This window comes from Novosphingobium album (ex Hu et al. 2023) (assembly GCF_022832385.1).
Lineage (GTDB): Bacteria > Pseudomonadota > Alphaproteobacteria > Sphingomonadales > Sphingomonadaceae > Novosphingobium > Novosphingobium album.
The window spans coordinates 1-23,520 of the sequence record NZ_JALHLE010000049.1 but is presented as its reverse complement, the minus strand read 5'-3'; the positions used below and the strand labels follow the sequence as shown (position 1 = coordinate 23,520).

General features: G+C 64.0%; 22 protein-coding genes. 16 read left to right on the top strand and 6 right to left on the bottom strand.

What is annotated here, in order from left to right; translation table 11 throughout:
* From MTR64_RS20545 to maiA, 3 genes are all read right to left on the bottom strand, one after another.
* Positions 1–213 (bottom strand): PrpF domain-containing protein (locus tag MTR64_RS20545; RefSeq protein WP_327194298.1); only part of this gene is annotated, 213 nt, incomplete at its 3' end.
* Positions 214–391: 178 nt separating this feature from the next.
* The gene (locus MTR64_RS20540; RefSeq protein WP_243996415.1) at positions 392–862 is read right to left on the bottom strand and encodes an Lrp/AsnC family transcriptional regulator; all 471 of its coding nucleotides are present in this window, start codon (positions 860–862) and stop codon (positions 392–394) included.
* On the bottom strand, positions 859–1,530 hold the full coding sequence (gene maiA, locus MTR64_RS20535) for a maleylacetoacetate isomerase (protein ID WP_243996414.1): 672 nt from the start codon (positions 1,528–1,530) through the stop codon (positions 859–861). Before maiA ends, MTR64_RS20540 begins: the two co-directional genes overlap by 4 nt.
* A 177-nt stretch (positions 1,531–1,707) precedes the next feature.
* On the opposite strand from maiA, the gene phhA reads away from it, so the two are divergent.
* The 8 genes from phhA (at position 1,708) to MTR64_RS20495 (ending at position 9,384) form a co-directional block, all read left to right on the top strand.
* Positions 1,708–2,568, top strand: a complete 861-nt coding sequence (gene phhA / locus MTR64_RS20530; protein WP_243996413.1) for a phenylalanine 4-monooxygenase — start codon at positions 1,708–1,710, stop codon at positions 2,566–2,568.
* Positions 2,565–3,821, top strand: a complete 1,257-nt coding sequence (locus tag MTR64_RS20525; RefSeq protein ID WP_243996412.1) for an amino acid aminotransferase — start codon at positions 2,565–2,567, stop codon at positions 3,819–3,821. The genes phhA and MTR64_RS20525 overlap by 4 nt, the downstream gene beginning before the upstream one ends.
* A complete protein-coding gene (gene hppD / locus MTR64_RS20520) occupies positions 3,818–4,936 on the top strand; it encodes a 4-hydroxyphenylpyruvate dioxygenase (RefSeq protein WP_243996411.1) in 1,119 nt (372 codons plus the stop codon). The genes MTR64_RS20525 and hppD overlap by 4 nt, the downstream gene beginning before the upstream one ends.
* Positions 4,933–5,478, top strand: a complete 546-nt coding sequence (locus MTR64_RS20515) for a VOC family protein (RefSeq protein WP_243996410.1) — start codon at positions 4,933–4,935, stop codon at positions 5,476–5,478. Before hppD ends, MTR64_RS20515 begins: the two co-directional genes overlap by 4 nt.
* Positions 5,475–6,485 (top strand): fumarylacetoacetate hydrolase family protein, encoded by a 1,011-nt coding sequence (locus MTR64_RS20510; RefSeq protein ID WP_243996409.1) that lies wholly within the window; start codon positions 5,475–5,477, stop codon positions 6,483–6,485. Before MTR64_RS20515 ends, MTR64_RS20510 begins: the two co-directional genes overlap by 4 nt.
* The gene (locus MTR64_RS20505; protein ID WP_243996408.1) at positions 6,482–6,766 is read left to right on the top strand and encodes a 4a-hydroxytetrahydrobiopterin dehydratase; all 285 of its coding nucleotides are present in this window, start codon (positions 6,482–6,484) and stop codon (positions 6,764–6,766) included. Before MTR64_RS20510 ends, MTR64_RS20505 begins: the two co-directional genes overlap by 4 nt.
* Before the next feature lie 126 nt (positions 6,767–6,892).
* On the top strand, positions 6,893–7,702 hold the full coding sequence (locus MTR64_RS20500) for a cysteine hydrolase family protein (RefSeq protein WP_243996407.1): 810 nt from the start codon (positions 6,893–6,895) through the stop codon (positions 7,700–7,702).
* Complete coding sequence (locus MTR64_RS20495) at positions 7,699–9,384, top strand: MOSC domain-containing protein (protein WP_243996406.1); 1,686 nt, start codon at positions 7,699–7,701, stop codon at positions 9,382–9,384. The genes MTR64_RS20500 and MTR64_RS20495 overlap by 4 nt, the downstream gene beginning before the upstream one ends.
* 70 nt (positions 9,385–9,454) lie before the next feature.
* Here MTR64_RS20495 and MTR64_RS20490 read toward each other — a convergent pair whose 3' ends face one another.
* From MTR64_RS20490 to MTR64_RS20480, 3 genes are read right to left on the bottom strand one after another with little or no spacing between them, the layout of a single operon-like run.
* A complete protein-coding gene (locus MTR64_RS20490; RefSeq protein ID WP_243996405.1) occupies positions 9,455–9,949 on the bottom strand; it encodes a hypothetical protein in 495 nt (164 codons plus the stop codon).
* Positions 9,950–9,963: 14 nt separating this feature from the next.
* Complete coding sequence (locus MTR64_RS20485) at positions 9,964–12,084, bottom strand: TonB-dependent receptor (protein ID WP_243996404.1); 2,121 nt, start codon at positions 12,082–12,084, stop codon at positions 9,964–9,966.
* 53 nt (positions 12,085–12,137) lie between these two features.
* Positions 12,138–12,581 carry a hypothetical protein gene (locus MTR64_RS20480; RefSeq protein WP_243996403.1) on the bottom strand — a complete coding sequence of 148 codons (444 nt, stop codon included), beginning with the start codon at positions 12,579–12,581 and terminating at the stop codon, positions 12,138–12,140.
* A 220-nt stretch (positions 12,582–12,801) separates the two neighbouring features.
* Here MTR64_RS20480 and MTR64_RS20475 point away from each other — a divergent pair, with 220 nt between their 5' ends.
* The 8 genes from MTR64_RS20475 (at position 12,802) to istB (ending at position 23,340) form a co-directional block, all read left to right on the top strand.
* Positions 12,802–13,317, top strand: coding sequence for a winged helix DNA-binding protein (locus MTR64_RS20475; RefSeq protein WP_243996402.1), 516 nt, complete (start codon positions 12,802–12,804; stop codon positions 13,315–13,317).
* 4 nt (positions 13,318–13,321) lie between these two features.
* On the top strand, positions 13,322–14,308 hold the full coding sequence (locus tag MTR64_RS20470) for an ornithine cyclodeaminase family protein (RefSeq protein ID WP_243996401.1): 987 nt from the start codon (positions 13,322–13,324) through the stop codon (positions 14,306–14,308).
* Between the two features lie 119 nt (positions 14,309–14,427).
* Positions 14,428–14,577: a hypothetical protein gene (locus MTR64_RS20465; protein WP_243996400.1), complete on the top strand. Its 150-nt coding sequence runs from the start codon at positions 14,428–14,430 to the stop codon at positions 14,575–14,577.
* A gap of 24 nt (positions 14,578–14,601) precedes the next feature.
* Positions 14,602–17,271 (top strand): LuxR C-terminal-related transcriptional regulator, encoded by a 2,670-nt coding sequence (locus MTR64_RS20460; RefSeq protein WP_243996399.1) that lies wholly within the window; start codon positions 14,602–14,604, stop codon positions 17,269–17,271.
* Positions 17,272–17,397: 126 nt separating this feature from the next.
* Positions 17,398–19,536 (top strand): TonB-dependent receptor, encoded by a 2,139-nt coding sequence (locus tag MTR64_RS20455; RefSeq protein WP_243996398.1) that lies wholly within the window; start codon positions 17,398–17,400, stop codon positions 19,534–19,536.
* Between the two features lie 17 nt (positions 19,537–19,553).
* Positions 19,554–21,119, top strand: coding sequence for a hydantoinase/oxoprolinase family protein (locus MTR64_RS20450; RefSeq protein ID WP_243996397.1), 1,566 nt, complete (start codon positions 19,554–19,556; stop codon positions 21,117–21,119).
* Positions 21,120–21,145: 26 nt separating this feature from the next.
* Positions 21,146–22,273: a DUF917 domain-containing protein gene (locus tag MTR64_RS20445; RefSeq protein ID WP_243996396.1), complete on the top strand. Its 1,128-nt coding sequence runs from the start codon at positions 21,146–21,148 to the stop codon at positions 22,271–22,273.
* A 323-nt stretch (positions 22,274–22,596) separates the two neighbouring features.
* Positions 22,597–23,340: an IS21-like element helper ATPase IstB gene (istB, locus tag MTR64_RS20440; protein ID WP_243996395.1), complete on the top strand. Its 744-nt coding sequence runs from the start codon at positions 22,597–22,599 to the stop codon at positions 23,338–23,340.
* Positions 23,341–23,520 lie beyond the last annotated feature (180 nt).

Genomic DNA, 23,520 nt, shown 5'->3' with positions numbered 1-23,520 from the left:
CGCGCCGCCGTTCTTCGGGGGCGAGACAAGGAACATCTTGGGGACCGACTTGTCCCTGACGTCGCCAAGGTTCATCCGCTCGCCAACGGCCAGGCGGATTTCCTCGATCTTCGCTTTCAGTTCGGCGTTGCCATCGAGGCTCTCGCGGTCCTCGTAGCCGGTGACGCCAAGGTCCTCGCCCCGCACCTTGGAAATCGGCGCGGTGGCGGCCACTGCGCCGCCTTTTTCCGCAGCCTGTTAAATCACCAGAACTCCAGAATCATATCTCCGCGATCAGAGCCAGAGGTTCTTCGAACCTTCCAGGTGCTTGCCAAAGAGATCAATCTGCCAAGTGGAGTAGAGACTGACAGCCTCGGGTGGAGTCGCTGCCTCCAGGCGATGCACGAGCATTCTAAAGTGGCACTGCGGTCGTATATTTCACCTGAGCGAGTGCGAAATGCGAAGAGCCGGTAGCGACTGATGGATGCCGTAGGACGGTCCGCATCAGAAAGCGGTTGTAGTCCTCGACGTCGGCCACGAGAATCCTGAGCAGATAGTCCCAATCGCCCGACATCGAGTAGCATTCGATGATCTCGTCGCGAGAGGCGATGAAGTTCTCGAAGGCTTCGGTGGTTTCGGCGGAATGGTTCTTTATCTTGATGTGGCACAAAACATTGACGCCGCGGCCGATGCGCGCCGCATCGACCAGCCGAACCTGCGGTCCAAGTATGCCGTCAGCCTCCAGGGCGCGAATCCGGCGCCAGCAGGATGCCGTCGATGCGCCGACACGTTCGGCAAGATCGGCGTGGCTGAGCGAGGCATCGCGCTGCAGCTCATGCAGCAGCTTGCGGTCGATAGCGTCCAGCTGGCGCATGACGCTCATGTCGCAGGACCATCGGCATCGGGCTGGACTTCGGGCGCAGCGTTAGCAAAGGCGTGGAGGGCCTCGCAGTTCGCCTCTATACCTAGCAGCCTCGGATAGGCACTCAGAGCGACTTCGAAGCGCCGGGCGTTGTAGATTTGCGGCACCAGGCAGCAATCGGCCAGCGTCGGAGTGTCCCCGAAGCAGAAATGTCCGCCATGGTGCGATACCATCGTCTCTAGCGCGGTGAAGCCCTCGTTGATCCAGCGGGCGATCCAGTCGCGCACCATATCTTCCCCGGCGACCAGTTCTTCGCGCAAGGCTTTCAGCACGCGCAGATTGTTGATCGGATGAATGTCACAGGCGACGATGCACGCCATCGCCCGCACGGCCGCCCGTTCCGAGGCATTGTCGGGCAGCAGCGGCGGGTAGGGATGCTGCTCCTCCAGCCATTCGAAGATGGCGAGGCTTTGCGTCAGCACTTGCCCGTCATCGGTCTCGAGCGCCGGCACGAGGCCGATCGGCGCCAATCCGCGATATTCGGGATTACGCTGTGAGCCGGTGCGCAGATCATGGGTGACCTGGCGATATTCGAGCCCCTTGAGGTTCAAGGCGATACGGACGCGATAGGCAGCCGATGGGCGCCAATAGCCATGCAGCACCAGGCTCATGCTGGCCGCCTTGCGCATGGGTTGGTTCGGAACATTGCTTGTCTCTCCGCTCGAGATCGGTGCTGCAGATCACCGCCCTATACGTGATCGCCATTTTTCGGAATTTACCGAATCATTGATCAGATTTAATCACAAAACACTCAATATATGCAACATATGAAATCATATTTCCGATGATGGCGATATGCTCTGATCATGGCAAAAGACGATACTCCGCCGCCGCACGCGGCGCCCGACTGGACCATTCCCCAGGACTGGCAATCCTATTCGCGGCAAGAGCATGACATGTGGGACCGGCTCTTCGCCCGGCAGGCTGATATGTTGCCCGGACGGGTGGTTCCCGAATTCATGGAAGGGCTTGAGGTGCTGCGCATGACGAAGCAGGGCATTCCGGACTTCGATGAACTGAACGAGCGCCTGACGAAAGCGACCGGCTGGCAGGTCGTCGCGGTGCCTGGCCTCGTCCCGGACGAGATGTTCTTCGAGCATCTTGCCAACCGCTGTTTTGTCGCGGGCCGGTTCATCCGCACGCCCGAGCAATTCGACTATCTTCAGGAACCCGACATTTTCCATGACGTGTTCGGCCACGTGCCGCTGCTCGTGCATCCCGTCTATGCCGATTACATGCAGGCCTATGGCGAAGGCGGCCTGCGTGCCGCCAGGCTGGGCATGATCAAGGAGCTGGCGCGCCTCTACTGGTATACGGTGGAGTTCGGGCTCGTGCGGGATGGCGCCGCTCTCAAGCTGTACGGCGCCGGCATCGTCTCGTCCTATGGTGAGAGCCTGTTCGCGCTCGATGATCCTTCACCGCACCGGATCGCGTTCGACCTGCAGCGCGTGATGCGCACGAATTACCGGATCGACGACTATCAGCAGAACTATTTCGTGATCGACAGTTTCGAGGACCTACTGCGCCAGACCCGCGACGCGGATTTCGGCCCCATCTACGAACAGCTGCGGGACCTGCCGCCGGTCGAGGTCGCCGATCTGCTGCCCTCCGACATGGTCCTGCACAAGGGCACACAGGCCTACGCCAAGGCGAAGGCTGCGGCATGAGCCTTGATCTTGTGCCTTTTTCCGGTCTTTCCGCCCGCAAGCCGGATGCCCTGCTGGCTTTGATTGCGTTGCATGAGGCCGATCGGCGGCCCGGCAAGATCGATGTCGGTGTCGGCGTTTACCGTGACGAAACCGACCGGACGCCGGTCATGCGGGCCGTCAAGGCGGCCGAGGTGCGTCTGGCCGACGAGCAGCCGACCAAGGCCTATCTCGGTGCCGATGGCGACGTGCAGTACACGGCCCTGCTGTCAGACGTAGTGTTCGGATCGCACCGGCAAGAGCCGCGCCGCTTTGGACTTCAGACGCCTGGCGGCACCGGGGCCTTGCGTCTGGGCGCGGAACTGATCGCGCATGCGGCGCCGGACACGCGGGTCTGGTTGGGGGCGCCGACATGGCCCAATCATGCGCCCATTTTCGAAGAAGCCCGCCTCAAAACGGCGACGCATCCCTATTTCGACATGGCGAGCGGCGGCATTGCCTTTGACGCCATGATCGATGCGCTCGGCGATGCGGCTCCCGGGGACGTCCTTCTGCTTCACGGCTGCTGCCACAATCCCACCGGCACGCAGTTTACGCTAGCTCAGTGGCGGGAACTGGCGAACCTGTGCAACGTGCGCGGCCTCGTTCCCTTCGTCGACCTTGCCTATCAGGGGCTGGGCGATGGACTGGAAGAGGATGCCGCGGGTGTGCGGCAATTGCTCGAGGCCGTTCCGGGCGCGCTTCTGGCCTATAGCTGCGACAAGAACTTCGGCCTTTATCGCGAGCGAGTGGGCGCGCTGTGGGTGCAGGCATCGGCGCCCGGCCTGACCGAACTCGTGCGTGGCAATCTGCTGGCGCTGGCACGCAGCCTGTGGTCGATGCCGCCGGATCACGGTGCGGCGATCGTGCGCACAATATTGGAAGATTCCGCGCTTGTGATGCAGTGGCGCGATGAGCTGGACGCGATGCGCGCCCGGATCAACGCGGTGCGCAAGGCCCTCGCCGCCCAGCATCCCGCGCTTGACGCCATCGCGGGGCAACGCGGCCTGTTTTCCCTGCTTCCCGTCGATGCCGACGCGGTCGCCAGTATGCGTGATAGCCATGGCATCTACATGCCTGCGAATGCGCGCCTCAATCTCGCGGGCCTCAACGCGCGCAATCTGGTTGCGTTCGCCGAGGCCTTGCGCCCGCATATCCCGGCGGTGGCTGCACGCGTGGTTCACGGCGCGACGAGCGCCGAACCCTTTCTGAATTCAAAGGAACGAAAACCATGACCCGTCACGACCATTCGCTTTTCGACAATCCCCTGGGCCTCGATGGCTTCGAATTCGTCGAATTCAGCGCACCTCACAAGGGCGTGCTGGAGCCGGTGTTCGCCGCCATGGGCTTCACGCTGGTCGCGCGGCACCGGTCGAAGGATGTGCAGCTCTGGAGGCAGGGCGGGATCAACCTCATCGCCAACTACGAGCCGCGCAGTCCTGCCGCCTATTTCGCCGCCGAGCACGGGGCGTCTGCCTGCGGCATGGGCTGGCGCGTGCGCGATGCCGCGAAGGCCTATGCCGAAGCCATTGAACGCGGCGCCGAGCCGGTGGACGTGAAGACCGGTCCCATGGAACTGCGCCTGCCTGCCATTCGCGGCATTGGCGGCTCGATCATCTACCTGATCGACCGCTACGAGGGCGAGGAAGGCGATCTTTCCATCTATGACATCGATTTCGTGTACGAACCGGGTGTCGACAGGCACCCCGTGGGCACCGGTTTCAAAGTCATCGATCACCTGACCCACAACGTCTATGGCGGCCGCATGGCGCACTGGGCGGAGTTCTACGAGCGCGTCTTCGGTTTTCGCGAAATCCGCTATTTCGACATCAAGGGCGAATATACCGGTCTCACCAGCAAGGCGATGACCGCGCCCGACGGGAAGATCCGCATCCCTCTCAATGAGGAAGGCAAGGCTGGCGGCGGCCAGATCGAGGAATTTCTGCGCGCCTATAACGGTGAAGGCATCCAGCACATCGCTTTCCTGTGCGATGATCTTGTCTCCGCCTGGGACCGGCTGAAGGCGCTGGGCACGCCCTTCATGACGGCCCCGCCGGCGACGTATTACGACATGCTGGACGAGCGTCTGCCCGGTCATGGTGAGCCGGTCGCCGAATTGCAGGTGCGCGGCATTCTGCTCGACGGTTCGACCAACACCGATATTCCCGGCGGCGATCCGCGCCTCCTGTTGCAGATCTTCTCCGAGACGATGATCGGCCCCGTGTTCTTCGAGTTCATCCAGCGCAAGCGGGACGAAGGCTTCGGTGAGGGCAATTTCACGGCGCTGTTCGAGAGCATCGAACGTGACCAGCTCCGTCGCGGCGCGCTCAATGCAGGGGAAACGGTATGACCGGCCCGCCGGTTCTCAAACGCATCCACCATGTCGCCTATCGCTGCAACGACGCGAAGGAGACAGTCGAGTGGTATGCCCGCGTGCTCGGCATGGAATACACGACCGCTTTCGCAGAGGACACAGTGCCGTCCACCGGTGAGGACGATCCCTACATGCATGTCTTCCTCGACTGCGGCGGCGGTAATGTGCTCGCCTTCTTCGAACTGCCCGGCCAGCCGCAAATGGGACGCGATCCCAATACGCCGGCCTGGGTGCAGCACCTTGCCCTCGAGGTCGAGGACGAGGCGGCGCTGCTTTCCGCCAAGGCCCACATCGAGGCGCAGGGGATCGCCGTGCTGGGGCCGACCTGGCATGGCATTTTCAAATCGATCTACTTCTTCGATCCCAATGGCCACCGCATCGAACTCGCCTGCAACATCGGCACGGCGGAGCAATATGCGCAGCTGAGGCAGGTCGCTCCCCTGATGCTGGAGGAGTGGAGCCGCACCAAACGCGCACCGCGCCATGCCGAATGGCTGCACAAGGAACCTGACGCATGAAACTTGCCAGTCTGAAACAGGGCCGCGACGGTCATCTGGTCGTCGTGGCCGACGATCTGTCCACGTATGCCGACGCCTCCGCGATCGCGCAGACCATGCAGGCCGCGCTCGATGATTGGGCCGGCGTCGCGCCGAAGCTCAAAGCCCTGGCCGCCAACCTGGCGCGCGGCACAGTCACGGGCGCCGCGTTCGACGAGGCCGCTGCCGCCGCCCCGCTGCCGCGCGCCTATCAATGGGCGGACGGCTCCGCCTATGTGAACCACGTCAAGCTTGTCCGCCAGGCGCGCGGGGCGGAACTGCCCGAAAGCTTCTGGCACGATCCGCTCGTCTATCAGGGCGGGTCGGACGGTTTTCTCGGCCCCCGCGATGCCATTCCGCTCGCCGACGAAAGCTGGGGTTGCGACATGGAAGCGGAAGTCGTCGTCGTGACCGACGACGTGCCGCAAGGTGTCACCCGCGAAGAGGCGCTCGACCTCATCCGCCTTGTCGGGCTCGTCAACGACGTTTCGCTGCGCAACCTGATCCCGGCGGAACTCGCGAAGGGGTTCGGCTTCTATCAGTCGAAGCCTGCCAGCGCCTTGTCACCGGTCTTCGTCACGCCCGATGGACTCGGCGACTGCTGGCAGGACGGCAAGCTGCACGGCGTGCTCAACGTCGACCTCAACGGCCAGCCTTTCGGGCGTGCCGATGCCGGTGTCGACATGACCTTCGATTTCGGCACGCTGATCGCGCATCTGGCCAAGACCCGCGCCTTGGCGGCGGGTACCATTGTCGGTTCGGGCACGGTTTCGAACCGCGATGCCGATGGCGGTCCAGGGCGTCCCGTCGCGCAAGGCGGCCATGGCTACAGCTGCCTTGCCGAGCTGCGCATGGTCGAGACGATCCGGTACGGAAAGCCGGAAACCGCCTTTCTCAGGCACGGGGATAGCGTTCGCATCGGGATGAGCGATGCCGACGGGCGGCCGATCTTCGGGACCATCGATCAGACGGTGAGGGAGATCGCATGAAGCGGCTCAGTGAACAGGAACGCGGCGAGGCGTTGCAGGCGCTGCCCGGCTGGGCGCATGACCGGGAGCGTGATGCCCTCGTCCGGGAATTTGCGTTCCGGGATTTCGTGACAGCCTTTTCGTTCATGTCCGCTGTCGCCCTTCTGGCGGAAAAGGCGGACCATCATCCCGAATGGTCGAACGTCTACGGCAAAGTCTCGATCCTGCTGACGACGCACGACGCTGGGGGGCTGACCTCCCGCGACGTCGACCTTGCGCGCAGGATATCGGCCGCCGCCTGAGCCTGCGCGCCGCTCGTTCCATCCCCCGTTCGCCAAATCGGCCAAGAGTCTCATTGACAGCAAAACGTCGATAAATTACCAATATTTTATCTTCTTTGCCCATCACCGGAAGCGGGGGAACATCCTTTGACTGGTATCGCTCTTCCTGAAACCGCTCACTGGCCCCAGCTTGGCACGGCAGGCCGCAATGTCTATCATGTCAGCGACGCGATGGTGGACATGCGAAGGCCGCAAATACCGGTGAAATCGGCCCGGCTTGAGGCACTGCCGCAGTCGGTGGTGTTCGATCTGTCCCGCAGCGCCTTCATCGTGATCGACATGCAGAACGACTTCTGCTGCCCTTCGGGATGGATGGGTTCCATGGGCGTCGATGTCAGCGGGGCCGCCGCGCTGGCGGCGCCGATCAATGCCGTGACGGCGGCGTTCCGGGCGGCCGGTGTGCCGGTCATCTGGCTGAACTGGGGGGTGAGGCCGGACCGGCTCAATCTTTCGCCCGGAACGCAGCACCCCTTCAACCCCACCGGCGCCGGGGCCGGTCTTGCCGGTACGGTGACCACCGCGCCGGCAGGGCACAAGCTGCTGATGGACGGCAGCTGGGGCGCGCAGATCATCGATGATCTGGTCCAGGCGCCGGGGGACATCCATATCGGCAAGCACAGGATCAGCGGCTTCTGGGACACTCCGCTCGATTCCATCCTGCGCAATCTCAAGGTCGACACGCTGTTCTTCGCTGGCGTTAATGCAGACCATTGCGTGCTCGGCACGCTGATGGATGCGAATTTTCACGGCTACGATACGGTTCTGGTGGAAGATTGCACGGCAACCAGTTCGCCGGACTTCTGCTATCAGGCGACGCTCCACAACGTGCGCTTCTGCTTCGGTTTCACGGCCACGTCGGCGCTGCTTGTCGAGGCGGTGGACGCCGCGCCCGCATGAAGCTGCTCAATGTCTCCGCCGGCAAGATCCAGACCGTGGAGATCGGCGGCGAGAAGGTCCGCACGGCGCATGTGAAGATGCCCCGGCCGGAGCCGTGGATCATCACGCCGGATGGCGCGGAAGGCGATGAACGCGCGTCTCACCCGGACAAGCTCTACGCCTTCGCCCGGACCGGCTACGGCCATTGGCAGGCACAGCTGGGCGTCGCGCCGGGGGAATGGAACGATGGCTTCTTCGGCGAGAATCTGACCTTCGACGGGCTCGACGAGACGGATATCCGCGTCGGTGACGAGTTCATGCTGGGCGAGGATGTGCGCCTGTTCGTCTCCGGCGCGCGCACCCCGTGCATCAAGCTGGCCTGGCGCTTGAACCAGCCGCGCGATTTTCTGAAAACATTCGCCGCTTCCCGTCATACCGGCGTTTATCTCGGCGTCCTCGATCCCGGCACGGTCAAACCCGGTGACCGGCTGGAGCGGGTGGTGCACGATCCCGGCATGCCTAGCATCGCCGATGTTTGCGACTATGTCGCCGGCGTGCAGGCACCGGTGGAGCTAATGCGCCGCCTGCTCGCTTTCGAGCGCCTGAGCCCGACGTTGCGCATCCTGCTGGGCGCCCGGCTCAATGCGGCCGAAGCGGCGGAACGTGCGGGGCGTCACCACTGGACCGGCTGGCGGGACTTCCGCATCGGCCGGATTGTAGAGGAGACCCCCGAAATCCGGTCCGTCTCTCTCTCCCCTCTAGATGAAGGGCCGCTGTGCCTGCCGCAACCCGGCCAGTTCGTTTCCGTGCGCATGGCCGATCCATCGGGAGACATGATCCAGCGCGTGTGGAGCCTGTCGTCCTATGCGGCCGGTATGGACAGCTACCGCCTGTCCATCCGCCGCCAGCAGGGGCCGGGATCGAACTGGATCCACCGCGCGCAAGCGGGCGACACGGTCCAGCTCAAAGCCCCGGCGGGCAGCTTCGTGCTTGATCCCGGGAGTTATCATCCGGTGGTGCTGGTGGCGGCAGGCATTGGCATCACGCCGCTGATGGCCATGCTGGAGGCCCATCTTGCCCGTGAGAACGCGCCTGCTCCGGTCCATCTCATCTATGGTGCCCGCAGGCCGGGGGACGCGGCTTTCCTCGGCGAACTGCTCGCTCTTGCGGCGGCCCGCGACGATTTCACACTTACACAGGTCTATAGTCAGGCGGATGCGGGGGATTGGCCGCGCTCGCGCATCACGGCCGGGATCGTCAAGGAGAGCGTGCGCGATACTTATATCGCACTCGATGGACGCCGCATTCCCGTTCCCTGGTACGAAAGCGACATTTACTTGTGCGGCCCGGGCGACTTTTGTGACGCGCTCCGCGATGAACTGGTCGAACTGGGTGGGCAACCCGGTCACATCTTCTCTGAACGCTTCGAGGCCGCAGGCATGGCGCCGGGCGAAATCGAGGAAGCCGAAGTGCGCTTCGTGCGCAGTGGAACGGCTGCGCACTGGAGTGCCCGGTCCGGGGAAACGCTGCTGGACCTTGCCGAACGCGCGGGGGTGGCCGTGAGCAGCGATTGCCGGGCAGGGGCATGCCTCACTTGCCGCACGCCGGTGACCGGGGGCAAAGTGACTGCCGATCTGGGCGATGGTTCGGCGCTGCTCTGCATCGGGCGGCCCGCTACGCCGATCATCGAACTGGACTGCTGACCCGCGATCCGGCTTGCCGGGGTTGGACCGGACCAGCGCGTTGGGATCGCCGGTCCGGTCCGCCCCCCGATTATGGAGTCTGCGGCTGGTCAGGCGAGGGGCCGGCCCACTGGAAGTTGTCGGTCCAGGTCTTCTCGCCATCGCTTGTCATGACTTTGCCGTGGCAAATGAAGCGCTTGCCGCCTTCCGTCAGCGCGCAGTCCTCGGAATAGTCGCCCAGACCCTCGACCGTGCCCCAGTTGTGGATGCGTCCCGGGCCCGGCGACGCGATGCTGCTCATCATTGGACCGCCCTGGACCGGGGCGGGGGCACCGCCATACTCGCCCGAATAGCTGGTGACGCGGACCTCTCCGGAAGGGCTGCGGGCGACGTTGACCCAGATCAGCGTCTGTCCGTCGTCCTTGATGACCCACAGGGTCTGGGCGCCGGGGGCAAGCTCCACCGATTGCGCCTGATCGAGCACCCAGATCCCTTCGGGCAAGACACCCTGTGCATGGGCCTGTACCGGCAGGCACGCGCCGGCCAGCAGCACCCATGCCAGCATTTTCGCGCGTGTGCCGTCCATTGCCGCGTCCTCCTTCAGAACTTCATCGACGCATCAATGCCATAACTGACCGGCTGGTTCGGGAATGCCACGTCGAACGGCAGGCCGGTCTGCTGGCCGGGGAAGTAGGTATCATAGGCCCGCACGTTGAACAGGTTCTTGCCCCATACCGTCAGCTTCATGTCGCCGAAGCCGACACCGAGGCTGCCGTTGACGTATGTGCGGGGCCCCTGAACATCCAGGTTATCCACGAACCAGTACTTCTTGCTGTACGTCTGCACATCGGCGTGGGTGAACAGGCGGATGCCGGGGCTGACTTCGTGGTCCAGATCGATGCCGCCGCTATAGGACATCTTGTAGCCGCGCGGGATGATATTGCCTTCGTAAGCAGTATTCGCCGCGAAGCGATCGATCTTGGGATCGGTCAGGCCCAGGCGGCTGGACAGGCTGACACCGGGCACCGGCGTCACCACCGCCTCGAACTCAAGACCATCGATCTTGACCCGGTCGATGTTGCTGGTGACCGAAGAGCCCGAACTGTAGTCGATCGCGTAGAACTGCAGATTGTCGACGAAGCTGTGAAACAGCGCGCCGTTCAGCGTGATCTTGCGATCGAGGAACTGCGTCTTGAACCCCACTTCGTAGTTGGTGAGCTTCTCGCTGCCATAGACCGGGGTCGGATAGCTCGGCGGATTGAAACCGCCCGAGCGGAAACCCTTGCCGAAGCTGGCATAGATCAGTTTGTCCGGATCGAGCTTGTAGGTCAGGGACACGCGCGGCTGGAACCCGTCGAAGCTGGCCTTGCGGGTGGTGCCAGCTGTGCGGTCATGGAGTTTGCGTTCGTCCTTGTCGTAGCGTGCGCCGGCGGTGATCGTCAGCGCATCGCTGAAATCATAGTCGATCTGCGCCGAAACACCCCAGGCTGAGCGCAGATAGTCGGCCGGATTTTCCTTGAGCGTATAGCCTTCGGTCGGATCGGTGCCGGGATGGCCGGTATCGAGGAACAAGTGCGTGTTGATGAACTTGTTCGAATCCAGATAGTCGGCAGCGACCAGCCAGCGCAGCGGCTGGCCGCTGCGGCTGGTGAGGCGCACTTCCTGGCTGATGATGCGGTTGCTGAACGGCTGCCAGTCACCGGCCTGGAACGGCAGGGCATAGGGATTGACTGCCTGCTCTTCGGGGTTGGTGAAATCGACGTCGGTGATCTGGATCTGCTTGAGCTTGGTATAGCCGGTGATCGATGTCAGCGTCGCGAAGCCCAGATCGGCATCGAGCTTGCCGGTCACGCTGCCGTTCGATCCGCTGCCGTGGTTGGGATAGTTGCCTTGCAGGTCCACATTGTCGTTCGGATTGCCCGACCACACCGGGGCGAACAGGACGCCTGCCGCGTTGAACTCGCCATATTGGCCGATCAGGTTGAAAGTGACCGTATCGCTGAGGTTGAACAGCAGGTTTCCGCGCAGCGTCCAGTCATGCTTGATCTTGTCGCTGTGGGTCTTGAGATAGCTGTTCCAGATTAGTCCATCGGAGCGCAGGAAGCTGCCCGCCACGCGAAACAGGATCTTGTCCGGCACGATCGCGCCGGAAAGGCCGCCGGTGAGATCCACCGTCGCGCCCTTGCTGTAGGAGGCGGTGGCAAAGCCCGACAATTCGTTGGTCGGTGCCTTGGTGGTGATGATCACCGCGCCAGCCTCTGCATTGCGGCCGTAAAGCGATCCCTGCGGGCCCTTGAGCACTTCGATCTGGTCGATATCGAACAGATGCATGTTGAACTGCTTGGCATCGTCCTGCGGCACGCCGTCGACGATGACGGCGACCGGCGCATCGGAATTGGAAGCCTGCGACAAGCCGCGCAGCACGATCACGCTGTTGGTATAGGTGTCGGTGCGTTCCACCGTCATGTTCGGTATCGAGCGCACGATCTCGGCGGTGGTGCGGATCTGGTGATTGGCCAGCGTGTCTCCGGTCAGCACGCTGATCTGGATCGGCACGTCCTGCACGCGCTCGGACCGCTTCTGTGCGGTGACGACGATGTCGTTGGGAGCAGTGGCGGCCGCGCCATCAGTGGCGGGCAGCGCCTGCGCCTGGGCGGCCACGGGATGTATCGACATGCAACCGGCCAGCAGCACGGCCCGAACCTGAATTGTCTTGACCATTTTAACCCCCTTGAAGTTGTGCGTTTTTATTTCCGCCTTCTCATTCTCTCCCGTCAGAAACCTTCGTCGCGAGCGAGCCCGACCATGTGGTGGTCGAAAATCTGCCAGCGCTCGCCATTGTGGCGCCAGCCGTTGCAGTAGATCGCGACCTTGCCGTGCGTGAGCGCGGCGATATCGCTTCCCGACGGCATGCCTTCGGCGATCGCCGCACCGTCCCGGAATTCTTCCTTGTGGTAGCGGACAAGGCCGATGGTGATGACTTCCGCGCCCACCTTGTGCGCGGTGACTTTCACCCATTCGGTCTCCATGGCCTCGATCGCCTTGTCGAGTTCGATCATCTGGGCCTTGTTGACGATCAAACTCGGCCAGGGCTGCGCCGTGCCCAGAAAGTCCCCGGTGAACAGGTCTTCCAGATAGGCATGGTCCTTGTTCGCAATCGCATCGCCCCATTGCGTGTAAAGAGCCTTGAACTGTTCGGACAACGCGTCGTCGGACATGGACCCCCCTTCCGGCCATCGGTTCCGCCTCCGTCTTCGAATCGACGTTGGCTGCAGGGTGAAATATCGTCATTTCATCGATAAATTGTCAATATAATGTTGTTATAATCCTCACGAAGCTTTGGTGAAGTGGTTGCGGGGCGATGCAAAATACCTGTATGCCGCTTCCACACGGGGCGGGGGCGAAGCAGTCCGGCCGCAAGGAAAGAGGGCGAAATACGTGAGCAAAACTGCGGGAAAAGGGGGGGCGCCGGAGGGCGAGGCGATTGGCCAGGAACTGACCGAGCTGGAAATCAGCATCACCGTCCTGTGGAACTCTGTCAGGCGCTGGATCAGCAAGCGCAGCAACTCGAACGTGCTCAATGGCTTGTCCGATCTCGATGTGTTCCTGCTGCACATGCTGGTCTATCGCAATCAGTCGTTGCGCGGCTCAGACCTCGCTTTCGTGCTGGCCATCGATGATATGCATCTGGTGTCCTATGCGCTGAAGAAGCTGTCCAAACTTGAGGCCGTCACCAGTTCCAAGGTCGGCAAGGAGGTCTTCTACGAGGCGACGGACAAGGGGCGCGCGCACTATCAGGAATTTCGCAAGGACAGGGAGCGCTATCTCGAGCCGGCAGTAAAGTTCCTGGCCGATTCCAGCATGGACTTCGCCACGCTGAACGCCACCTTGCGCGCGCTTTCGGGCGCCTACGAGCAGGCGGCGCGATCTGCGGCGGCGGCAAAGGGCGATTGAAGCCATGCCGATCGTCATGGCCGCTGCCGGGCAGGTTCGCGCGCATCTCGATTATCCCACCTGCATCGGCTTGATGCGCCAGGCCATGATCCGCCTTTCGCTAGGCGAGACCCGCCAGCTCCCGCGCCAGATCCTGCGGCTGGACAATGGCATGCTGGGTGTGATGCCGGGCGCCATCGGTCCGGCCGATGCCTTCGGGCTGAAGGTGGTCAGCGTCTATCCGGGGAATTTTGCCAAGGGTCTGCCGTCGCACCAGGGGATGATCATGCTGTTCGAGCCCGAACACGGCGTGCCGATTGCCCTTGTCGATGCCGGCGAAGTTACCCGTATCCGCACCGCCAGCGCCAGTGCCGCCGCAACCGATGCGCTGGCCCGGCAAGATGCGCGCGTGCTTGCCGTCCTGGGCTATGGCGAGCAGGCCGAGGCGCATATCGCTGCCATCCGCCAGGTGCGGCCGATCGAGCGGGTCCTGGTGTGGGGACGGAATGCCGCCAAGTGCACCCGCTTTGCCGGGCACGTCGGCATGACCGGTATCGCATGCGAGGTTGCCGCCACGCCCGCGGAGGCGGCGGCCAGCGCGGACATCATCTGCACGGTGACAGGCGCGAGCGAGCCGGTTCTGTCCGGCGCGGATGTGCGGCCGGGCACCCATGTCAATCTTGTCGGCTCGAGCCATGCCGGTCCGGCCGAGGCCGACAACGCGCTGGTGGCGGGCTCCCGCTACTTTGTGGATTCGCGCGAGGCGGTGCTGGCGCAAGGGGCGGAATACCTGCGCGCGCGGGATGCCGGTCTCATCGATGAAACGCATATCCTCGGCGAAATCGGAGAAGTCTTTGGCGGCAGTGTGCCGGGGCGCACGAACCCCGCGGACGTCACCATCTACAAGTCGCTGGGGCAGATCATCCAGGATCTTGCCAGTGCCTGGCATGTCTATTCCTGCCTGTCCGCTGCGGCAGAAACGTCTCTGGCCGGAACCGTCACCGCGCAATAGCGGCTGGGGCCGGGGGAGGGGGCGAGCCACCCGTATCCGGCGCCCTGCCACCCGTCGCGGGTCTTGCCGCAGGCAGGGGGAAAGACCGAGCATGGCCTCTGGCCTTGCAAGGACTTTCCATGATCTGTCTTCCCGCCGCGTCGAAGATTTCCGGCAACGGGGCCGAAGAAAACCGGTCCAGCGCATGGACCGGTGTCCTTGAGCAAATCGGAATATTCCGGCTAATCATGCGCGATGGCTGGATCGTCAGGAACACCCTTGCCGGCTGAGACCCACCGGCGGCCCTTGCGGTAATGGCGGCTGACGGCAATCCCGCCGCGCGCAACCGTTCGGCCACGCGCAGGCTGAAGCCGCCGCGCCAGCAGGTCGTGCTGCGCGAACGTGAACTGGTGCTGCGTTCGCTCGATGTGGCGCGGCGAGGGCGCCTGACCCTTGTCCTTGGCCCTCCCGGATACGGCAAGACCAGCGCACTGGCGCAGTGGTTCGAACGGCTGGGTCAGAGCGGCATGGCTGCCGCCTGGTACAGCGCCACCGAGGCCGAGCGCGAACCGTTGCAGTTCCTGCGCATGCTCACGCTGGCGCTCGAAGCGGCTGGCATCGAACCGGGGCCGAGCGCGCGGCGCGCGGCAGGCGATGCTTCGGCCGATGCCTTGCTCGACGGCTTGCTGCTGGGGCTCGAACAGATCCGCGAGCCGCTGGTCCTGATCATCGACGACTATGACCGGATCGACCAGCCGGCGGTGGCGCGCACGGTCACGGAACTGCTGGCGTCGCTGCCGCTGCACGTGAACCTCGTGCTGGGAACCCGCCGCAAGCCCTCGCTGGAGATCGCCACGCTGCGCGCCATGGGCGGTGTGCGGACCATCGATCCCGACGAGTTGAAGTTCGACGGCAAGGATATCGCCGCCATCCTCGATCTGCCACCCGATGCCGGGGAACTGGAAGCGATCCAGGCGCAGACCGAGGGCTGGCCCGTCGCGGTCCAGCTCTACCGCCTGTGGCGCGAGCGGCTGGCGAACGGGGCAGCCATGCCCGCGTTCGGCGGGCACGCCAGCGAAGTGGGCGACTATCTGGCCGAGCAGGTGGTGGCCGCGCTGCCGGCAGCGCAGCAGAAAGTGCTGATCGCCTTGTCCATCGCCGAACAGGTGGAACCCTCGTTCGCCGATGCCATCCGCGAGGCGGACGACAGCGCCGCGATGCTGGAAGCGATCTCGCACGCCTTGCCGAGCCTCGTCCAGCAAACCGCCGCGGACGGGGACATTGCCTACCGCGTCCATCCGCTGCTTTCCGACTATGCGCGCAGCCGCCTCATGCTCGAACCCGGCCGCGCCGCGGTGCTTCACCGCCGCGCGGCGCTGTGGCTGGCCGCGCAAGCGCGCTATGTCGACGCCGTGCGCCATGCCGTGCAGGGCAAGGACGAGGCATTCCTGCTCGATCTGCTTGGCCGCTTGCCGTTCCGCTCGATCTTCATTGCCTATGGTGCCGGTGAACTGCGGGCCATCCTGCGCGAGGTGCCGCCCGGCGCGCTGGCCGTGCTTCCCAACATGCGCCTGATGCAGGCGCTTGCGCTGTTCAAGGAAGGCTTCTTCGTCGAAGCCGAGCAGCTTCGCCGGGAAATCGAGACGGCGATCATGGCGCTGCGCACGCCGGATGCCGATGCGCTGCTGGTGGAGAGCCGCGCGCTGGGGCTGCTGTTCAACGTCCATATGTCGGGCACCGTCAGCGACTGCGATGCCTGGATCGCCTGGCTGGAAGCGCACGCCCCCGCCGATCCGATGACCTGGGCCTGGTGCGAGAATGTGCGCATCGTGGTGGAGCAGGAGCAGGGGCGGCTGGCGGCGGCGCAGGCTTCGCTCTCGCGCACCCGCCGGGCTTTCGAGATGGCGCAGTCTTCCGAATTCGGCCTGCTTCAGCTTATCGTCCACGAAATGCTGATCGACCTCGCCCGGGGGGATTTGCGCGCCGTGCAGGAACAGGCGAGCGTGCTGATGCGGCGTGATCCTGCCGGGCTTGTGGGCGAGCGATGCCTTCATGCCATGGGGCGGATGCTCTCGGCCGAAGTCGATTATCAGCGCAGCCATCGCCTGCAGGCGGCGGATGTCATGCGCATGGCGCTGGCCGAATACGGACGCGGCGAGGCGTGGTTCGACCAGTATGCCATTGCCATGCCGGTGATCGTGGAAGTGACCTTCCGCCGCCATGGCCTGACCGAGGCGCGCCGCGAAATCGCCGCGGCCGCGCGCGATTACGCCCGGCGCGGCATGGTCTGCCTCGAAGGCATGCTGGCGGGGGTCGAGCTGTCCTGTCTGGTTCGTGCCGGAGTCGAGGACGGGCTGACGGAACTCGCGGACATGTGCCGGGCACGCCTGTCCGGTCCCGGCGTGTCGCAGGCGCCGTGGCGCGAGCGCGACCTCCTGCGCCGCGCGCTGGCCGAACTGGCGCTGTCGCGCGGACAGGCCGAAACGGCGCAGGCGCTGGCCGGTGATCTTGTTGCCGAGGGCACGGACGGCGAGCGGCTGGGGCCCCGTGTGGCCGGACTGCTGCTTTCGGCCCGCGCGCACATGCTTGCCGGCCAGAGCGAACCGGCATTGGCCTGCCTGCGCGAAGCCGTGCTGCTGGCGAGCGGCGAAGACATGGTGGCGCCCTTCGCCGAGGCGGGGCCGGAGATCCTTGCGCCTCTGCGCCAGCTTCACGCGGGTGAGCCCTCGCGCCTGATCCAGAACCATATCGCCGCGATCCTGCGCACGATCGAAATCGAGCGGCGCGTTGCCGATCCCGATGCGCTGAGCGATCGCGAGGCGGAAATCGTCACACACCTTGCCGATGGCGCCTCGAACAAGCTGATCGCCCGGCGGCTGGGCCTGACCGAGAATACCATCAAGTTTCATCTCAAGAAGGTCTACGCCAAGCTCGGCGTGCAGACACGCAAGCAGGCCGCCGCGCGTTTCCTGCAGGATCATTGAGCGCTGCCACCAGCCGCCGGGTAGCGCGGATGCTGCCGTCCCCACCCGAAAGGACGCCTCCACCACACCTTTCGCCGCTGGTGCCGGGGCAAGGGATGCAGGATCATTCCATGCAGCCAGAATAAGATGAGGGATACCATATCGATGCTTTCGATCCGCACCCGTCTGTCGCTCGGGACAAGCGCGCTTCTCGCCATCCCGTTCTTCGTTTCGCCGGTACAGGCTCAGGAAGCGGCCGATGCCGGCGGCACCCAGCCGTCCAACGAAATCATCGTCACCGCCCAGCAGCGTAACGAGCGCCTGCAGGACGTCCCCATCCAGATTCAGGCCCTGACCGGCGAGACGCTGCAGAACGCAGGCATCCGCACGTCTGCCGAAGCGCTGTCGATGACGCCGAACGCGACGTTCGATCAGGGCAATACCTACAAGAGCACCTTCATCACCATGCGCGGGCTCACCCAGATCAACAACGCCGATCCGCCGGTCGCGTTCGTGATCGATGGCGTGCCGCAGACGGACCAGACCCAGCTCAACGTCAATCTCTACGATGTCGAGCGGATCGAAATCCTGAAGGGCCCGCAAGGGGCCCTCTACGGGCGCAACGCGGAAGGCGGCGCGGTCAACATCGTCACTCGAATGCCGGCCGACCGGATCGAGGGTTTCGCCGACGTCCAGTACGGCAATGGCCGGAACTTCGTCGGCTCGGCGGGCGTTTCCGGACCTCTGGCGGGCAAGGACCTGCTGTTCCGGGTCGATGGCAGCTATTCCCACTTCGGCGGCCTGATCGACAACAGCTATCGTGGCGACAAGTCCGACTTCATCGACCACGACTGGTCGCTGCGCGGACGGCTGCTGGCGCGTCCGGCCAGCAACCTCACCGTCGACTTGCGCGCCGAATACGGGGAATACCGCGCGGCCAGCAACTATTACTCCGCCGTCTTCTCCGGCGATCCCAATGACTTCGTTGATCCGCAGTTCAACCTGCCGGGCTTCGCTTACGGACACAGCCTGAACCTGACCGCCAAGGTCGATCTCGACCTAGACTTTGCGACGGTGACAAGCATCACCGGCCACACCGAGCTGACCCAGAACAACCGGGCCGATCTCGATTTCCGCAATCCAGTGGATTCGCCCTCTGGCATCTTCGGCCTCGGCTTCCAGGCGGGGCAGGGGCAGGACCTCGATCTCAAGACCACCAGCCAGGAACTGCGCATCGTTTCCAACGGCGACCAGGCATTGCGCTGGCTGGCGGGGGGCTATTACCTGCACACCAGCCGCGACCTGCGTACCCGCGGCTTCGTCGATCTCGATGGTGATCCGGCCCAGATCGACAATACCGCGTTGCTGTTCGCCAACAAGCAGGAAGCCAACAGCAACAACGCCTACGCCGCCTTCGCCCAGGTTGATTACGACATCCTGTCCAGCCTGACGCTGACCGGCGGCCTTCGGTATGACGAGGATCACCGCAATCAGCTTGACGTGGTCGCTGCGGTGCGGCGCAGGAGCAGCTACAATCATCTGCAGCCCAAGGTCACGCTGACTTACAAGCCGATGACTGACGTGCTCGTCTACGCCACGTACAGCACCGGCTTCCGCTCGGGCGGCTACAACGCGCCGAGCGTGGCCATCGGTGAGTTCAAGGCGGAATCGCTGCAGAACTACGAAGCCGGTTTCAAGGCCCAGTTCGCCAACGGCCTGCTGACCGTGAACGGCGCCTACTACTTCGAGAACGTCAAGAACTATCAGTACTTCTACGTCGATGCGGCCTCCGCCTCGCAGATCATCGATACCATCGACCGGGTCCATATCCAGGGCCTCGAACTGGAAGTGATCGCCCGCCCGCTGCCCGGGCTGGACCTGTCCGGCGCGATCGGCACCACGCTTTCGAAGATCAAGGAAGACGCCGTCGCCGAGGACATCGGCAACCGCACGCCGCGCACGGTGCCGTTCTCGGCCAACATGTCCGCGCAGTACACCTGGGCACTGACCGGCGATGCCACCGCGCTGGTGCGTGCCGACTGGCAGCATATCGGCAAGAAGTACTGGAGCGCGGACAATGCGCAGGTCCAGAACGCTTATAACCTAGTCAACATGCGCGCCGGCGTCGAGATCGGCGGGCTGGGTCTCTATGGCTTCGTCAAGAACCTGACCAACGACAAGTATTACACCGAATTCGTGCCGACCAAATACAGCGGCCTCGATGTCGATCTGGGCTACCGCGGCCGGCCGCGCACCTACGGCATCGAAGCGCGCGTCACGTTCTGAGAAGCGGGAGAAAAGGGATGGGATCCGAGCGGATTCGCCTCGGCATCGACGTTGGCGGCACCAATACCGATGCGGTGCTGATGCGCGGCAAGACCGTGCTGGCGACGACCAAGAGCTTCACTACCGGCGATGTCCGGGACGGCGTGATCGCCGCGGTGCGCGATCTGCTCGCGGTCTACGACGGCGCGCCTTCGGACATCGAGGCGGTGATGATCGGCACCACCCAGTTCGTCAACGCCTTCGTCCAGCGGCGGGATCTCTCGCCGGTTGCGGCGATCCGTGTTGGCCTGCCAGCCGGAGACGGAGTCCCGCCGTTTTCCGGCTGGCCTGACGATGCGCTGGCGGCGGTGGACGGGCAGTACTACCTCGCCGGCGGCGGCGCGTTCTTCAGCGGGCAGGACTATGCCCCGCTTGATGAGGATGCCGTCGCCGCGGCGGCATCCGATGCGGCGGCCAAGGGCATATCGGCCTTTGCCATCTCGGCCACGTTCGCACCGATCCGGCCCGATCTCGAAATCCGGGCGGCGGCGGTCGTGCGCGCCGCCGTGCCCGACGCGCGTATCACCCTGTCCGCCGAAGTCGGCGGCATCGGCATCATCGACCGGGAAAATGCCGCGATCGTCAATGCCAGCCTCGCGGCCCTGGCGACGCGGGTGGTCGGCTCGCTGCGCCGCGCCTTCGCCGATCTGGGCATTACGGCGCCGCTGTTCATCAGCCAGAACGACGGGACGCTGATCTCGACCGGCATGGCCGAGCGGCTGCCGATCCTCACCTGCTCGGCGGGGCCCACCAATTCCATTCGCGGCGCCGCCTTCCTCAGCGGGCTGGACGATGCCATCGTCGCCGATATCGGCGGCACTACCAGCGACATCGGCTTTCTGCGCGGCGGTTTCCCGCGCGAGACGACCTCCCCCAACACCATCGGCGGCGTGCGGACCAACTTTCGCATGCCCGATGTGCTGTCGATCGGCGTCGGCGGAGGCAGCGTGGTTCTGGATACGCCGGGCGGCGTGACCGTCGGCCCGCGCTCGGTCGGTTACCGCCTCCCGCGCGAGGGGCGCGTTTTCGGCGGCGAAACGCTCACGGCCACGGACATCGCGGTATGCGCCGGCCGGACCGGCATCGGCGATGCCTCCCGCGTGGCCGGCGTGCCTGCCGCGCTGGTCGAAAGTGCGCTCGACAGCATCCACCAGCAGATCGAGGACGCGATCGACCAGATCAAGGTCAGCTCCGCCCCGCAGCCGCTGATCCTGGTCGGCGGCGGCAACATCCTCGTCTCGCGGCCGATCCGCGGCGCCTCGCAGGTGCTGCGTCCCCCGCACGCCGAAGTCGCCAACGCGGTGGGCGCCGCGATCGCACTCGTCAGCGGCCGCGTGGACAAACTCTACGACTTTGCCGCACTCGGCCGTGCGGCGGCTCTCGAACAGGCCCGCAAGGACGCCATCGCGCAGGCCGTGGCCGGCGGGGCGGAAGCGGGCAAGGTGGAGGTGGTCGATCTTCTCGAACTGCCGATGACGCACATGAAGTCGGGCTCGGTGCAGGTGAAAGTGCGCGCAGTGGGCCCGCTCGCCGCGCTCGCATGAGCGCCAGAGAGGAACGAACAGGACACATGAGCATGATCGAAACCGTACAGGATCTTCAGGACTTGGCGCGCGGAGCCGTGCTGCTCGGCACTGGCGGCGGCGGCGATCCCTATGTCGGCGAACTCTTCGTGGCAGAACAGATCCGCCGCGGCCGCCTGCCGCAAGTGGTCTCGCCGGACAGCCTGGCCGGCGATGCCTTCGTGCTTTCCATCGCGGGCATCGGCGCGCCGACGGTGATCGTCGAGCAGCTCGTCAGCGAAACCACGCTTCTGCGGTTGCTGGCGCGGGCAGAGGCGTTCTATGGGCGGCGTGTCGATGCCTTGATCTCGGCCGAGATCGGCGGCGCAAACTCGGTGTTTCCCCTAGCTCTGTCCGCCATCAGCGGCGTGCCGGTGGTCGATGCCGATGGGGTCGGCCGCGCCGTGCCGCAGCTCGAAATGACGACTTTCAGTATCTACGGCGTGAAGGCCACGCCGTGCCTGCTGATGGATGACCTGGGCAATGCGGTCACTGTCGATGCCGTGTCCGATCGCAGCGCCGAGGACTTGTGCCGGGCCATTGTCACGGCAATGGGATCAATGGCGTTCAGTGCGATCTATCCGATGAACGGGCGGCAAGTGCGAGAATGCGCGGTGCTGGGCTCGTTGAGCCTTTCGCTCGGGATCGGCCGCGCGATCCGCAAGGGCCGCGACGAACCCGACGGCGATCCCTTTGCCAGCCTGTTGTCTTATCTGGCGACCCAGAACGGCCGTACAGCGCGGGTGTTGTTCGACGGCAAGGTGAGCGATGTCCTGCACGAAACCCGTGACGGGTGGCATTGGGGGCTCGTGACCCTGCAGAACCTGCGCGATGACGGCGACCAGTTCACGATCGAGATCCGCAACGAGTTCATCATCGCCCGCCACAACGGCACGCCCGTGACGATGGTGCCCGATCTGATCTCCGTGCTGGACCGGGAATCGGCCGAACCGCTGACCGCTGAAATGCTGACCTACGGCCAGCGCGTGAAAGTGCTGGGCTTCGCCGCCGACCCGATGCTGCGCCGCCCCGAGAGTCTGGAAGTGCTGGGGCCGCGTCTGTTCGGCCTCGATTGCGATTTCACACCGATCGAAGAAGTGGAAACAGAGGCCGGGGAGGCTGTCTCCGCCGAATAGGCGCCATTTGGTCAGGGTGGCAAACTGGGGCTGGTTGGAGATAATATCTGACAATGGACATCCGAATGCCGCGGAGTACGCATCGACAGGTGAGGAGAAAAACGAACGGAATTTCAAATATTCGATATTCACCTCCTATTGAGTGCCACTCCTTCGAACTGAGCATCTGAGGGGAAACAGGCATTGCAGAGGAGGACGGATTTGCCCGCAGTCGAGAGCAGTGTGGGGTTCAATGTGGGGCTGATGGTCGCGGAAATAATTCACGTTGAAAAGTCAATTGGTTAGCGAGACTACAAACTTCCGCCAGCGCTGCCGTCGTGGTCATGCTACGCTCCCTCAAGATGTATGGCATGGCCCAGGCTGTCGGCGACCTCGTCGAGCAAGGCGCGCCTGCGTTCGATGCGGCCGTTCCCATCCTCTCCCAATTGCTCAAGGCGGAGGTCGCCGAACGCGAGGTCCGGTCCATCGCCTATCAGATCAAGGCGGCCAAGTTCCCGGCGTACAAGGATTTGACCGGCTTCGACTTCACTTCCAGCGAAGTGAACGAGGCCATGGTCCGCCAGCTCCATCGCGGGGAGTTCATCGATGGGGCTCACAATGTCGTGCTGATCGGTGGCCCCGGCACTGGCAAGACGCACATCGCCACCGCTCTCGGCGTGCAGGCGGTCGAGCATCACCGCAAGAAGGTCCGCTTCTTCGCGACGGTCGACCTGGTCAACGCGCTGGAACAGGAAAAGGCCATGAACAAGGCCGGGCAACTGGCTGACCGGCTGCTGCGCCTCGATCTGCTCATCCTCGACGAACTCGGCTATCTGCCGTTCAGTCCGTCAGGCGGCGCGCTCCTCTTCCACCTGCTCAGCAAGCTCTACGAGCGCACCAGCGTCATCATCACCACCAACCTCAGCTTCAGCGAGTGGGCCGGGGTATTCGGTGACGCCAAGATGACCACCGCGCTGCTCGATCGGCTCACCCATCACTGCCACATTCTCGAGACCGGAAACGACAGCTTCCGCTTCCGCGCCAGTTCGGCAGCGCCCAAATCCAGAAAGGAAAAATCACCCGCTTGACCCACCGCCCGCACAGCGGGACATAGTATCCACCCGGGTCAATTCTCGATGGAAATCCCGGGTCAGCTCTCAGTGGAAATCAACACCTCGCCATTCCATTCCTCCTTCGTGGCAAAATCTAAAACAGATTTTGGGCCACTCAGAAGGGGGCAGATCACGGTCATGTGGAACTGTTGCGCG